This window comes from Acinetobacter sp. BWR-L5 (assembly GCF_039655985.1).
GTDB lineage: Bacteria > Pseudomonadota > Gammaproteobacteria > Pseudomonadales > Moraxellaceae > Acinetobacter > Acinetobacter johnsonii.
Map to the genome: position 1 here is coordinate 264269 of NZ_JAGFEV010000002.1, position 13992 is coordinate 278260.

Genomic DNA, 13992 nt, shown 5'->3' on the forward strand with positions numbered 1-13992 from the left:
AGATCATGGGCGCTATAACCCCTAAAGAAGATTACACAAATATTCCACACGAAACTTTCGATGCTGTCATCGTTGGTGGTGGTGGTTCAGGTATGCGCGCGTCTTACCAACTTGCTCAAGCTGGTTTGAAAGTTGCTGTTTTAACTAAAGTATTCCCAACTCGTTCGCACACAGTTGCAGCGCAGGGTGGTATTGGTGCATCTCTTGGTAACATGCAAGAAGATAATTGGCACTACCACTTCTACGACACTGTTAAAGGTTCTGACTGGTTAGGCGACCAAGACGCGATCGAATTTATGACGCGTGAAGCGCCACAAGTTGTTTATGAACTAGAACACTTGGGTATGCCATTTGACCGTAACGCAGACGGTACGATTTACCAACGTCCATTTGGTGGTCACTCTGCAAACTACGGTGAAAAAGCGGTTCCACGTGCATGTGCTGCTGCTGACCGTACAGGTCACGCACTTCTTCACACGCTTTATCAAAGCAACGTGAAAATGGGTACACAATTCTTTGTTGAATGGATCGCACTTGACCTGATTCGTAACGAAGCAGGTGATGTACTAGGTGTAACAGCAATTGACCAAGAAACGGGTAAAATTGCAGTATTCCAAGCCAAAGCGACATTGTTTGCTACGGGTGGTGCGGGCCGTGTTTACCGTGCATCGACGAATGCTTACATCAATACTGGTGACGGTCTTGGTATGGCGGCTCGTGCAGGTATTCCATTGCAGGATATGGAATTCTGGCAGTTCCACCCAACGGGTGTTGCTGGTGCAGGCGTATTGTTAACTGAAGGTTGTCGTGGTGAAGGTGCAATCCTTCGTAATGATGCTGGTGAGCCATTCATGGAGCGCTATGCACCAACTTTAAAAGACTTGGCGCCACGTGACTTCGTATCACGTTCTATGGACCAAGAAATTAAAGAAGGTCGTGGTTGTGGTCCGAAGAAAGACTACATCTTGCTTGATATGACGCACTTAGGTGCTGAAACGATCATGAAGCGTCTTCCATCTGTATTTGAGATTGGTAAGAAATTCGCGAACGTTGACATCACGAAAGAGCCAATTCCAGTTGTACCAACAATTCACTACCAAATGGGTGGTATTCCAACGAATATCCACGGTCAAGTGGTTGTGCCTGAAGGTTCTGAAACTGAAGCATTTGCAGCACATTATGACAAAGATAGCGATATCTATTCGACTAATGCGGGCGATCGTAACTTTACGAAACCTGTTAAAGGCTTCTATGCAATTGGTGAATGTTCTTGCGTGTCTGTACATGGTGCAAACCGTTTAGGTACGAACTCGCTACTAGACTTGGTTGTATTTGGTAAAGCTGCGGGTGAGCACATCATTGACTACGTGACTAAACATCACGGTGATGAATACCAACCGCTTCCTACGACTGTACTTGAGCAAACTGTTGCACGTATCCGTAAATTGGATGATTCAACAACTGGTGAAAATGCCCAAGAAGTTGCAGATGCAATTCGTGACATCGTTCAAGATCATGCTGGTGTATTCCGTACAACTGCACTTCTTGAAGAAGGCGTGAAGCAGATTCTTGCGATTGAACCGCGTGTACGCAATATTCACTTGAAAGACAAATCTAAAGTATTTAACACTGCGCGTGTAGAGGCTTTAGAAGTTGAAAACTTGTATGAAGTGGCTAAAGCAACATTGATCTCAGCAGCAGCTCGTAAAGAGTGCCGTGGTGCGCATACGGTTGTAGACTTTGAAGAGTCGCCAGATCATCCAGCTTACCCATATGGTCGTCGTGATGATGAGTGGATGAAGCACACATTATGGTTCTCTAGCGATAACCGTCTTGAGTACAAGCCAGTACGTTATAAGCCATTGTCTGTTGCTGCAATTCCACCTAAACCACGTACATTCTAATTGGGAGAAGTAAGATGAGTAGAGGTACTCGTACATTTAATATCTACCGCTACGATCCTGATAAGGATGCAGCGCCGTACATGCAAACTTTCAAGTTAGAGTTGACTGATAAGCACCGTATGTTGCTTGATGCGCTTCTTGCATTGAAAGTACAGGATGAATCATTAACATTCCGCCGTTCATGCCGTGAAGGTATTTGTGGTTCGGATGGTGTAAACATCAATGGTAAAAATGGTTTAGCGTGTCTTTGGAACCTAAACGACTTACCAGAAGTGATCACAGTTCGTCCTTTACCTGGTTTGCCGGTGGTTAAAGATTTAGTTGTGGATATGAATCAGTTCTACGATCAGTACAACAAAATTCACCCATTCTTGATCAACAACCAACCAGCACCACCAAAAGAGCGTTTACAGTCTCCTGAAGAGCGTGAACACTTAGATGGTTTATACGAATGTATTCTTTGTGCATGTTGTTCAACTTCATGCCCATCATTCTGGTGGAACCCAGACAAGTTCTTGGGGCCTTCAGCATTGTTGAATGCATACCGTTTTATCATCGACTCTCGTGATACAGCAACTCAAGAGCGTTTGGCTCGTCTAGACGACCCATTCTCGCTATTCCGTTGTAAAGGCATCATGAACTGTGTATCAGTCTGTCCTAAAGGTTTGAACCCAACTAAAGCAATCGGTCACATCCGTAACATGCTTTTAGATGTGGCGGGTTAATTTGTAGGCTGATTTATCAGTTAAAAAAAGCACACCTTCAGGGTGTGCTTTTTTATTTGTATAGCTATATTTTTGCAATTAAAAATAAAGTTGAGTGAAAGTGTGTGGTTGGCACTATTTTTGTTTGTGATAGGTGGCTGTTGTGAAAATTGCACCAGATTGGTGAAAAGCGCGGCGATTTAAAACAAATGTCATAAATAAGTGCAAGTATGAGTCTGCAAAAAAAGTTATGAAGATGTTAAGATGGATATTGTTGATGGGGAGGGCATATTGAAAGATGATGCTCTCTTTTCGTATGTGTTTTTTGGAGTAGACTTTGGTCTACGTTGAAACTCAGTTTTATTTAAAGCACCATATATTAGATGATATTTTGATATGTGTATTTCGCCAATTTATGAAAGGTATGTGTCAAAAAAATCAATTGAAATATGGGGAGTATGTTAAAATTTTTGCACGTTTATATTTAAAAAATGCGCGCTAAATATGTACATTAATTCAACATTTAAGCCGCATTAGAGCGAGTATAAATGAAGGGTTAGTCGCTTTAGAAAAAATAATGCAATGCCTTATTTTTTCTAAGTCGATTTGCAAAAAATTGCTCGGTTTTGGCCGGGTATGAATGAGTGATGATGCCGCTGAGGGCGTTATGATTCATTGTCACATTGGGTAATTCTAATGTAGTGATAACGCCTCATGGCATCCGCCTTATGGGGACTAATGTCATGTTACCAATTTGACATTACTAATCATGGGTTCGCTTAAAAAGCATCCTGAAATGTTTTTGCAATAGGAAATGGGTCCACAAATGCAAGAAGTTGCTGACGCATTGCGTCTTGACACTGAACTTTCCGCTGATAGTGCAGCGTATATTGAAGAACTTTATGAGCAGTACTTGGCTGCACCAGACTCAGTAGAAGCTGACTGGCGTGCATACTTCGATAAATACCCGAAAGGTGATCAACCACACAGCAATGTACGTGAGCAATTCTTATTACTAGGTCGTAATTCAAGTCGTGTTCAAGCAGTGGTACAAAGTTCTGTTAGTACAGAACATGAACGTCGTCAAATTGGCGTACTACAACTAATCGCAGCGTACCGTAACCGCGGTCACCAAAAAGCGAAGCTTGATCCTTTAGGTTTGGCAAAACGTGAAATCGTGCCAGATCTTGACCTTGCTGCACATGGCTTAACCCAATCTGATTTAGACACTGTATTCAATACAGGTAATCTTTTGATTGGTAAAGACGAAGCAACTCTAGGTGAAATGGTTCAAGCCATGGAAGCAACGTACTGTGCTTCAATTGGTGCAGAATACATGCACATTGTTGATACCAAAGAAAAACGTTGGATTCAACAACGCCTTGAAGGTGCACGTGGTCAATTTAACTTCACTGCAGAACAGAAAAAACACGTATTAGAGCGTTTAACTGCGGCTGAAGGCCTAGAAAAGTTCCTAGGCAATAAATACGTTGGTGCAAAACGTTTTGGCGTGGAAGGTGGTGAATCTTTCATTCCAATGGTTGATGCTTTGATTCAACGTGCAGGTTCTGTAGGTTGTAAAGAAGTGGTCATTGGTATGCCGCACCGTGGTCGTTTAAACCTTCTTGTAAACATCATGGGTAAAAACCCAGCAGACCTATTTGGTGAGTTTGAAGGTAAGAGCTTACATAAAAAAGGTTCTGGTGACGTTAAATACCACCAAGGTTTCTCTTCAAACGTAATGACTCCAGGTGGTGAAGTTCACTTGGCATTGGCGTTTAACCCATCACACTTAGAAATCGTTGGCCCTGTGGTTGAAGGCTCAGTACGTGCACGTCAAGTTCGTCGTAAAGACATTGGTGGTGATGACGTATTGCCAGTAATTGTTCATGGTGATGCTGCATTTGCAGGTCAAGGTGTTAACCAAGAAACCTTCCAAATGTCACAAACACGTGGCTATACAGTGGGTGGCACGGTTCATATTGTGGTGAATAACCAAGTTGGTTTCACAACGTCTGATCCACGTGATGCGCGTTCTACAGAATACTGTACGGACATCGCGAAAATGATCCAAGCACCGATTTTCCATGTGAACGGTGATGATCCTGAATCAGTATTGTTTGTTGCGCAATTGGCACATGACTTCCGTCATACTTTCCGTAAAGACGTTGTCATTGACATGTTCTGTTACCGCCGCCGTGGTCACAACGAAGCGGACGAGCCAGCTGCAACTCAGCCAATGATGTATCAAGTCATCAACAAGAAAACGACAACGCGTGCGCTGTATGCAGACCAATTGGTTCAAGAAAGCGTATTAGACCGTGCTAAAGCAGATCAAATGGTTGAAGACTACCGTGCTGATTTAGAAGCAGGTAAGCACGTTGCAAATGCATTGGTACTTGAACCAAATACAAAAATGTTTGTAGATTGGGCACCGTACTTAGGACATGACTATACAGACGTATGGGATACAACATGTTCTGAAGATCGCTTAAAAGAGCTTGGTCGCAAAATGCGCGAGCTTCCTGAAGGTTTTGTGATGCAGCGTCAAGTTGCAAAAGTGATTGATGATCGCTTAAAAATGCAAACTGGCGAAATTCCATTGAACTGGGGTGCTGCAGAAACTTTGGCTTATGCATCTATTTTAGATGATGGCTATTTGGTTCGTTTGACTGGTGAAGATGTAGGTCGTGGTACCTTCTCACACCGTCATGCAAAACTGCATAACCAAGTGGATGGTTCAACGTACATTCCACTTTGCCATATCAAAGAAAATCAACCACGTACTGCTATTTATGACTCATTGTTGTCTGAAATGGCGGTGTTAGGTTTTGAGTATGGTTATGCAACGACTCTGCCTAAGAGTTTGATCATTTGGGAAGCACAATTTGGTGACTTCGCAAACTGTGCACAGGTGGTAATCGATCAGTTCATCGCATCAGGTGAAACCAAGTGGGAACGTGTGTGTGGTTTAACCTTACTTCTTCCTCACGGTTTTGAAGGTCAAGGTCCAGAGCACTCATCTGCACGTTTAGAACGTTTCTTACAGCTATGTGCTGAAGACAACATGCAAGTGATGACACCGACTACGCCTGCACAGATTTTCCATGCTTTACGTCGTCAAGCGATTCGCCCAATTCGTAAGCCAATGATCATCATGTCACCGAAGTCTTTACTTCGTCACAAGCTTGCAACGTCTACTTTAAGTGAACTTGCAAATGGTACATTCCAAACTGTGATTGATGAAATCGACAACATCAACAAAGCAGACGTAACACGTTTAGTGCTTTGTGGTGGTAAGGTTTACTATGACTTGCTTGAGAAACGTCGTGAGCAAGAGTTGAATAACACTGCAATCGTTCGTATTGAACAATTGTATCCATACCCTGAACAACGTATTGCTGAAGTTCTTGCTCAATATCCAAATGTGAAAGACATTGTTTGGACGCAAGAAGAGCCGAAGAACCAAGGTGCTTGGTTATTTATTGCTCCTCGTCTATATGATGATGTAATGAAGTCGGCTAAACCAGTACGTATCAGTTATGCAGGTCGTGAAGCTTCTGCTGCACCGGCTTGTGGTTCACCATATTTGCATGCAAAACAACAAGCTCAGCTCGTAAATGACGCTTTAGCGATCGTAGCTGAATAACAGGAGATTCTTAGTAATGGCAACCGAAATTAAAGCACCGGTATTCCCTGAGTCAGTTGCGGATGGAACAATCGCAACTTGGCACAAACAACCAGGTGAAGCAGTATCACGTGATGAAGTGATCTGTGATATTGAAACAGATAAAGTTGTTTTAGAAGTTGTTGCTCCTGCTGACGGTACAATTGCATCGATCATTAAAGGTGAAGGTGACACAGTTCTTTCAAATGAAGTGATTGCACAGTTTGAAGAAGGTGCTGTATCTGGCGCTGCGCAAACTGAAGCAGTTCAGTCTGAAGCGAAAGTAGAACAAGCAGTTACTCAAACTGAAGCGGGTGCTGCACCAGTCGTTGAACGTGCTCAAGTTGCTGATCAAGCGCCTGCTGTGCGTAAAGCATTGACTGAGTCTGGCATTCCAGCTGCTGATGTTGCAGGTACAGGCCGTGGTGGTCGCATCACAAAAGAAGATGTAGCAAATCACCAAACTAAACCAGCAGCTCCAGCTGCAGCACCATTAAGTGTTGCTGTGGGTGAGCGTGTTGAAAAGCGTGTTCCTATGACACGTCTTCGTAAGCGTGTTGCAGAGCGTCTACTTGCTGCAACGCAAGAAACTGCAATGTTGACAACGTTTAACGAAGTGAACATGAAGCCAATCATGGAAATGCGTGCTCAATACAAAGACGCATTTGAGAAGCGTCACGGTGCGCGTCTTGGCTTTATGTCTTTCTTTGTTAAAGCGGCAACTGAAGCGCTTAAACGCTACCCAGCAGTTAATGCTTCAATTGACGGTGATGACATTGTTTACCACGGTTACTATGACATCGGTGTAGCAGTATCTTCTGAGCGTGGTCTAGTTGTACCTGTACTTCGTGATACAGATCGCATGAACTATGCTGAAGTTGAAAATGGTATCCGTGACTTTGCTTACAAAGCACGTGATGGCAAATTGGGCATCGAAGACATGACTGGCGGTACATTCACCATTACTAACGGTGGTACTTTCGGTTCATTGTTGTCGACTCCGATTTTGAATACACCACAAACTGCGATTTTGGGTATGCATAAAATCCAAGAGCGTCCAATGGCTGTAAACGGTCAAGTAGAAATCTTACCGATGATGTATTTAGCGCTTTCTTATGACCACCGTTTAATTGATGGTAAAGAAGCAGTTGGTTTCTTGGTAACAATCAAAGAATTGTTAGAAGAACCAGCTAAATTGATCCTTGACCTTTAATTCTAAAGAATAAAACATGGGCTTAGAGCTATCCTCTAAGCCCATTTTTGGAGATAAAAATGTCTCAACAATTTGATCTTGTTGTAATTGGCGGTGGCCCAGGTGGCTATGAAGCAGCGATTCGTGCAGCGCAATTAGGTTTTAAAGTTGCTTGTATCGAAAAACGTATTCACAAAGGCAAACCATCTTTAGGTGGTACTTGCTTAAACGTGGGTTGTATTCCTTCTAAAGCTTTACTTGATTCTTCTCACCGCTACGAAGATACAGTGCATCACTTAGCTGATCACGGTATTACAACAGGTGAGGTGAACTTTGATTTGCCTAAACTCCTTGCGCGTAAAGACAAAATCGTTGACCAATTAACTGGCGGTATTGACCAATTACTTAAAGGTAATGGTATTGAGTGGTTAAAGGGTACAGGTAAATTACTTGCAGGCAAAAAAGTTGAGTTTGTATCTCACGAAGGTGAAACTCAAATTTTAGAGCCTAAATATGTGATTCTTGCAACGGGTTCTGTTCCTGTAAACATTCCTGTAGCTCCAGTAGATCAAGACATTATTGTTGACTCTACAGGCGCACTTGAGTTTCAAGAAGTACCTAAGCGTTTAGGTGTCATTGGTGCGGGTGTAATTGGTCTTGAGCTTGGTTCAGTATGGCGTCGTCTAGGTGCGGAAGTTGTTGTATTTGAAGCAATGGATGCATTCTTACCAATGGCTGATAAAGCATTGGCGAAAGACTACCAAAAACTTTTGACGAAACAAGGTCTTGATATCCGTGTTGGCGCTAAAGTTGCAGGCACAGAAGTTAATGGTTCTGGAGTCACTGTTAAATATACTCAAGGCGGCGAAGAAAAAACTCAAGCATTTGATAAGTTGATTGTTTGTGTAGGCCGTCGTGCGTATGCTGAAGGCTTGTTGGCAGATGACTGCGGTATCAAACTCACTGAACGCGGTTTAGTTGAAGTGAATGATTGGTGTGCGACGTCTGTTGACGGCGTATATGCAATTGGTGACTTGGTTCGTGGTCCAATGCTTGCGCATAAAGCGATGGAAGAAGGTGTAATGGCTGTTGAACGTATTCACGGTCATGTAGCTCAAGTGAACTATGACACAATCATTTCTGTGATCTACACACATCCAGAAGCAGCGTGGGTTGGTTTAACTGAAGAGCAAGCCAAAGAAAAAGGCCATGAAGTTAAAACAGGTCAATTCGGTTTTGCTGTCAATGGTCGTGCTTTAGCTGCGGGTGAAGGTGCAGGTTTCGTGAAGTTTGTTGCTGATGCAAAAACTGACCGTTTACTGGGTATGCACGTGATTGGGCCTGCTGCGTCTGACATCGTACACCAAGGTATGATTGCACTTGAGTTTGTATCTTCGGTTGAAGATCTACAGTTGATGACTTTCGGTCACCCAACATTCTCTGAAGTGGTTCATGAAGCTGCACTTGCAGTGGATGGTCGAGCGATTCACGCAATCCAGCGTAAACGCAAATAAGACAACGAAAAGAGCGACTACGGTCGCTCTTTTTTGTTTCAGGTGTTGTCTTCTCATGAAGAATCATCTAAAAATAAAGACAAGAAGTTTTAAAAATCCAAAATGGTTACTGTGATAGTAACCAGTTTCGGTGCAACAAAAAGTAAATAAGCAGTAATAAAAAGGTTAGTCGATGAATTTACATGAATATCAAGCTAAAGCGCTATTAAAAAAATATGGTATGCCTGTCCAAGAGGGCGTACTTGCCACCACTCCAGACGAAGCAGTAAAAGCCTTTGATCAAATAGGCGGAAAATTTGCTGTCATGAAAGCCCAAGTGCATGCGGGTGGTCGTGGTAAGGCGGGTGGCGTAAAAGTTGTAAAGTCAGCAACGGAAGCTGCTGAATATGCAAAAAGCATCATCGGGACCAACCTTGTTACCTATCAAACCGATAGCCATGGCCAACCTGTAAATAGCGTACTTGTCGCGGAAGATGTTTATCCTGTAGAGCGTGAACTGTATTTAGGTGCAGTGGTTGACCGCTCAAGTCGTCGTGTGACCTTTATGGCTTCAACCGAAGGTGGCGTTGAAATTGAAAAGGTTGCTGAAGAAACCCCAGAAAAAATTATCAAAGTTGAAGTCGATCCTTTGGTTGGCTTATTGCCATTTCAAGCACGTGAAGTTGCATTTAAGTTGAACCTTAAAGATGGTCAAGTAAATCAATTTGTGAAAGTCATGTCTGCTGCGTATCAAGCATTCATTGAAAATGACTTTGCTTTATTTGAGATTAACCCGCTATCTGTGCGTGAAAATGGTGACATCCTATGTGTCGATGCCAAAGTGGGGATCGACTCCAACGCGCTCTATCGTTTACCAGAAATTGCTGCGCTGCGCGATAAGTCACAGGAAAATGAACGTGAGTTAAAAGCGTCTGAATTTGACCTTAACTACGTCGCGCTTGAAGGCAATATTGGCTGTATGGTTAATGGTGCTGGCCTTGCGATGGCAACCATGGATATTATTAAACTCTATGGTGGCCAACCTGCGAACTTCCTTGATGTCGGTGGTGGTGCAACCAAAGACCGCGTGATTGAAGCGTTTAAAATTATTCTGGCAGATACCTCTGTACAAGGGGTATTGATTAATATCTTCGGTGGAATTGTACGTTGTGACATGATTGCTGAAGCAATTATTGCAGCGGTTCAAGAAGTAAATGTGACCGTACCTGTGGTTGTTCGTTTAGAAGGGAACAATGCTGAATTGGGTGCCAAATTACTTGATGAATCAGGTTTAAAACTTATTTCTGCAAATGGCTTATCGGATGCCGCAGAAAAAATTGTTGCTGCAGTAAAAGCGTAAGGAGTATCAATATGAGCGTATTAATTAATAAAGACACCAAAGTATTGGTACAAGGTTTTACAGGTAAAAACGGTACATTTCACTCAGCACAAGCACTAGATTATGGAACTAAAGTCGTTGGCGGGGTAACTCCTGGTAAAGGTGGCACAACTCATCTAGATTTACCTGTATTTAACACCATGAAAGATGCAGTTGCAGGCACAGGCGCAGATGCGACTGTGATTTATGTGCCAGCACCGTTTGTATTAGATTCAATTATTGAGGCAGTGGATTCAGGTGTTGGACTGATTGTGGTCATCACAGAAGGCGTGCCAACTTTAGACATGCTCAAAGCTAAGCGTTATCTTGAAACCAATGGTAATGGTACGCGTCTGATTGGTCCAAACTGTCCGGGTATTATTACTCCGGGTGAATGTAAGATTGGGATTATGCCGGGTCATATTCACCAACCGGGTAAAATTGGTATTATCTCGCGTTCAGGTACGTTGACTTATGAGGCGGTTGCTCAAACGACAAAACTGGGCTTAGGACAATCAACCTGTATTGGTATTGGTGGTGATCCAATTCCGGGCATGAACCAAATTGATTGTTTGAAACTGTTCCAAGAAGATCCGCAAACTGAAGCGATAATCATGATTGGTGAGATTGGTGGTACGGCTGAAGAAGAAGCAGCTGAATATATTCAATCGCATGTGACTAAACCTGTGGTGGGTTATATTGCAGGTGTAACAGCACCGAAAGGCAAGCGTATGGGACATGCGGGAGCAATTATTTCTGGTGGTAAAGGTACTGCAGAAGAAAAGTTTGCAGCATTTGAAAAGGCGGGGATGGCGTATACACGTAGCCCAGCAGAACTCGGTTCAACGATGTTCCAACTTTTAAAGGACAAAGGTTTAGTTTAAGCTTTTTATATTTTAAAGGAAAAAGCCGTAGGTGTTAATTGCACATGCGGCTTTTTTGTGGGGAGTATTTTGGTTTGCTCTAAGACAAAAAATAATATGAGGGTTTAAAGTAACTTAATCCCTGTTGAAAATTATATTCTGCCGCATTGAAAAAGCCATACTGAACAAAAGATAAAATGGTGAAATTAGAGCAAGATTTGCTATGTACCTACCAATCTGAGTATCGATAAATATTTAGTGAGCACTGTTTCTATAGAGGACTATGCTATATTCATAATTAAAATAATTCTTTTGAAGACATAGTATTGCAGATGTTGAAGCCGATTCATTTATTATTTTTCCGCTGCTTATTCTTATTCGGATTGGCGATGAATAGCGCTTATGCTGAAAATGAAGATGTCTATTTGGCAGAGTCTTTGAGTGATGATATCTTCCACCATTATCAGCAGTTAGCTGCACAACATGAGGAAGAGGAAAACGATTATACATTGATCAATAATGATTTTTATGAGAATGAATATATTCGTGTATTTAACTACTCGGCCTACAACTCTGATGGTTTGAGCCATAAATTAGGGACAGGGGAGTTTCACAGTTCAGACTTGGATGTACTCAGTATTTCATTCGGGTATGGTATCGAAATTAAAGTTAATAAAAGAAATAAAGTTGGATATGAGTACCTTTCAAATTTTCCTTATGATCGTGGGCAATTGATTCGTTTCTTTTGGGTACGTTTGCACTAAATAGCTTAATTCTATTTATTCATTAAAAAGTTTTTTTCATTACTGTTTAGAATGTTTTCACTCAATTGTAGCGTCTAGGATGTTCATATTACTTTTTGGACTTTTCTGATGGTCGGCGAATCGATTACCAAGCTAAACTAACTTAAATTTTTATAATAGATGATAGGCTTACTGTGCTGAGTGAATTCTTAGGTTTATCGTTTTAACAGCTTAAATGTGTATTTTATTGAAAGTTGAATATTAAAGTAGATGATAAAAAACGCGACAGATCATCGCGTTTTTTTGCTTGTAAGTCTAATTACTATTGAGCTTTGCTTTGCGGTTTTAAGCTTTGAGTTAAACCATTGATGTCGCCGCCTTGAATTCCCAGTTCATTCATTAAGCTATCAATTAATGGCGCTTGGGTACGATAGCGTAGCGCACTATTCACCACTTGATCAGACAAAGCAACTTGTGAAGATTCCACACCATCACCTCCAGTTGTGGCTGAGCCGACATTACCTAAACCATTGACCTGTAGAATTTTGATGTCATCAATATTTTCCATTGGTTTAACACTTTCACGAATGATTTCAGGTAAGTATTTTAACAATGCTAGGCGAATTTGCATTTCGACTTGCTCTGGAGATAAGACGTTGTTGGCCTCATTCACCGCACGTGTACCATCTGCGTCGACTTGGTATTGTTTTTCCATTGCTTGAGCCAACAGTATTTTGGCATCCGCTTCACCTTTGGCTTTTAAGCGAGCTTGTTCGGCTTGAGCTTCCGCTGCAATACGAACGGCTTCGGCATCATCGGCAGCGGCTTGTTTGCCTGCTTCTGCTGCAACCGTAATCGCAATTGCATCTTTTTCTGCAGCTTGCTTCGCTGCAACCAATTCAACAGCTTTTTGACGCTCAGCACGCTGTGTTTCACGTACGGTAATCACTTCTTCTTCGGCTTTAACCGCCTCAGCACGTGCACGGTCAGCAGAAGCTTTGGCTTCAGACTCTTCGCGCGACTTTTCAGCAATTGCAATGGCACGTGACTGTTCCGCCAGCTCGATGGTTTTCTTTTGTTCAACCTGTGCTTGTTCAATAATTTGTGATTTTTGAATGTTTTGGCTTTCCACATCACGTGCTGCACCAATACGCTTTAACTCGACTTCACGCTCAGCTGCAATACGTGCTTCTTCTGCTTCACGTTTTTTCTCTGCTTCTTGAGAGGCAATTTCAGCCAATTGTTCTGCACGGCGAATTGCAATTTCACGCTCTTGTTGAAGTTTGGCGTATTCTTCTTCGCGAATGATTTGTAGGCGAGCTTGTTCTGCTTCTAAGTTTTTGGTCTTAATGGCAAGGTCAGCGTCTTGCTCAATGTGATTACGTTTACGACGACGGTCTTCAATTGTTTCGGTCAGCTTGGTTAAACCTTCGGCATCGAATGCATTTTGAGGATTAAAGTATTTGAAACCTGTTTGGTCTAAACCTGTTAAAGATACAGTTTCAAGCTCTAGACCATTTTTATGTAAGTCTTCAGACACCACTTGTTGTACTTTTTGTACGAAGTCCACGCGCTTTTCATGTAACTCTTCCATCGCCATTTCAGCAGCGACTGCACGCAAGGAATCGACAAATTTACCCTCCACAAGGTTCTTCAACTCATTTGGAGACATGGTTTTTTGTCCCAAAGTCTGTGCGGCAACTGCAATTGATTCTGCTAGTGGTTTCACACGGACATAGAATTCCGCCATGACATCGACGCGCATACGGTCTCGGGTAATGAGCGCTTGATCATCAGCACGGCGAACCTCTAAACGTAGCGTGTTCATGTTGACAGGAATAATTTCATGTAATACAGGCAGTACAATTGCACCTCCACCTAAAATGACTTTTTCGCCGCCAAAACCGGTACGTACGAAAGAGATTTCTTTGCTGGAACGACGGTACAGACGGGCAATAATAATGCCGATAATAACCAGAGCTGCAAAGATAATCCCTGCAAGAATAAGAATGTTATAGAAATTGTTGCTGAGCATAAGGGTCCCGATT

At 42.4% G+C, this 13992-nt stretch carries 9 protein-coding genes; 8 read left to right on the top strand and 1 reads right to left on the bottom strand.

The annotated features are described in order from the left end of the window. Window positions 1-5 precede the first annotated feature (5 nt). The 8 genes from JZ787_RS04775 (at window position 6) to JZ787_RS04810 (ending at window position 11965) form a co-directional block, all read left to right on the top strand. The gene (locus tag JZ787_RS04775; RefSeq protein WP_010327291.1) at window positions 6-1904 is read left to right on the top strand and encodes an FAD-binding protein; all 1899 of its coding nucleotides are present in this window, start codon (window positions 6-8) and stop codon (window positions 1902-1904) included. Window positions 1905-1918: 14 nt separating this feature from the next. Then, a complete protein-coding gene (locus JZ787_RS04780) occupies window positions 1919-2629 on the top strand; it encodes a succinate dehydrogenase iron-sulfur subunit (protein ID WP_005400410.1) in 711 nt (236 codons plus the stop codon). 805 nt (window positions 2630-3434) lie between these two features. Continuing rightward, window positions 3435-6257 carry a 2-oxoglutarate dehydrogenase E1 component gene (locus JZ787_RS04785; protein WP_159152604.1) on the top strand — a complete coding sequence of 941 codons (2823 nt, stop codon included), beginning with the start codon at window positions 3435-3437 and terminating at the stop codon, window positions 6255-6257. Window positions 6258-6273: 16 nt separating this feature from the next. Continuing rightward, a complete protein-coding gene (gene odhB, locus JZ787_RS04790) occupies window positions 6274-7488 on the top strand; it encodes a 2-oxoglutarate dehydrogenase complex dihydrolipoyllysine-residue succinyltransferase (protein WP_062033969.1) in 1215 nt (404 codons plus the stop codon). 59 nt (window positions 7489-7547) lie between these two features. Then, complete coding sequence (gene lpdA, locus JZ787_RS04795; protein WP_346311798.1) at window positions 7548-8981, top strand: dihydrolipoyl dehydrogenase; 1434 nt, start codon at window positions 7548-7550, stop codon at window positions 8979-8981. Between the two features lie 172 nt (window positions 8982-9153). Continuing rightward, on the top strand, window positions 9154-10320 hold the full coding sequence (gene sucC / locus JZ787_RS04800) for an ADP-forming succinate--CoA ligase subunit beta (protein WP_062033971.1): 1167 nt from the start codon (window positions 9154-9156) through the stop codon (window positions 10318-10320). An 11-nt stretch (window positions 10321-10331) separates the two neighbouring features. Then, window positions 10332-11222 (top strand): succinate--CoA ligase subunit alpha, encoded by an 891-nt coding sequence (gene sucD, locus JZ787_RS04805; RefSeq protein ID WP_004982733.1) that lies wholly within the window; start codon window positions 10332-10334, stop codon window positions 11220-11222. A gap of 368 nt (window positions 11223-11590) precedes the next feature. After that, entirely contained in the window at window positions 11591-11965 is a 375-nt protein-coding gene (locus JZ787_RS04810) for a hypothetical protein (RefSeq protein ID WP_346311799.1), read from the top strand. A gap of 301 nt (window positions 11966-12266) precedes the next feature. Here JZ787_RS04810 and JZ787_RS04815 read toward each other — a convergent pair whose 3' ends face one another. Then, window positions 12267-13979: a flotillin family protein gene (locus JZ787_RS04815; RefSeq protein WP_339422338.1), complete on the bottom strand. Its 1713-nt coding sequence runs from the start codon at window positions 13977-13979 to the stop codon at window positions 12267-12269. Between the last annotated feature and the right edge of the window lie 13 nt (window positions 13980-13992).

Excerpts from the sequence above, each read along its gene's own strand:
- JZ787_RS04775 (WP_010327291.1), top strand. The coding sequence starts at position 6 with ATGGGCGCTATAACCCCTAAAGAAGATTACACAAATATTCCACACGAA.
- JZ787_RS04780 (WP_005400410.1), top strand. The coding sequence starts at position 1,919 with ATGAGTAGAGGTACTCGTACATTTAATATCTACCGCTACGATCCTGAT.
- JZ787_RS04785 (WP_159152604.1), top strand. The coding sequence starts at position 3,435 with ATGCAAGAAGTTGCTGACGCATTGCGTCTTGACACTGAACTTTCCGCT.
- odhB (WP_062033969.1), top strand. The coding sequence starts at position 6,274 with ATGGCAACCGAAATTAAAGCACCGGTATTCCCTGAGTCAGTTGCGGAT.
- lpdA (WP_346311798.1), top strand. The coding sequence starts at position 7,548 with ATGTCTCAACAATTTGATCTTGTTGTAATTGGCGGTGGCCCAGGTGGC.
- sucC (WP_062033971.1), top strand. The coding sequence starts at position 9,154 with ATGAATTTACATGAATATCAAGCTAAAGCGCTATTAAAAAAATATGGT.
- sucD (WP_004982733.1), top strand. The coding sequence starts at position 10,332 with ATGAGCGTATTAATTAATAAAGACACCAAAGTATTGGTACAAGGTTTT.
- JZ787_RS04810 (WP_346311799.1), top strand. The coding sequence starts at position 11,591 with ATGAATAGCGCTTATGCTGAAAATGAAGATGTCTATTTGGCAGAGTCT.
- JZ787_RS04815 (WP_339422338.1), bottom strand. The coding sequence starts at position 13,979 with ATGCTCAGCAACAATTTCTATAACATTCTTATTCTTGCAGGGATTATC.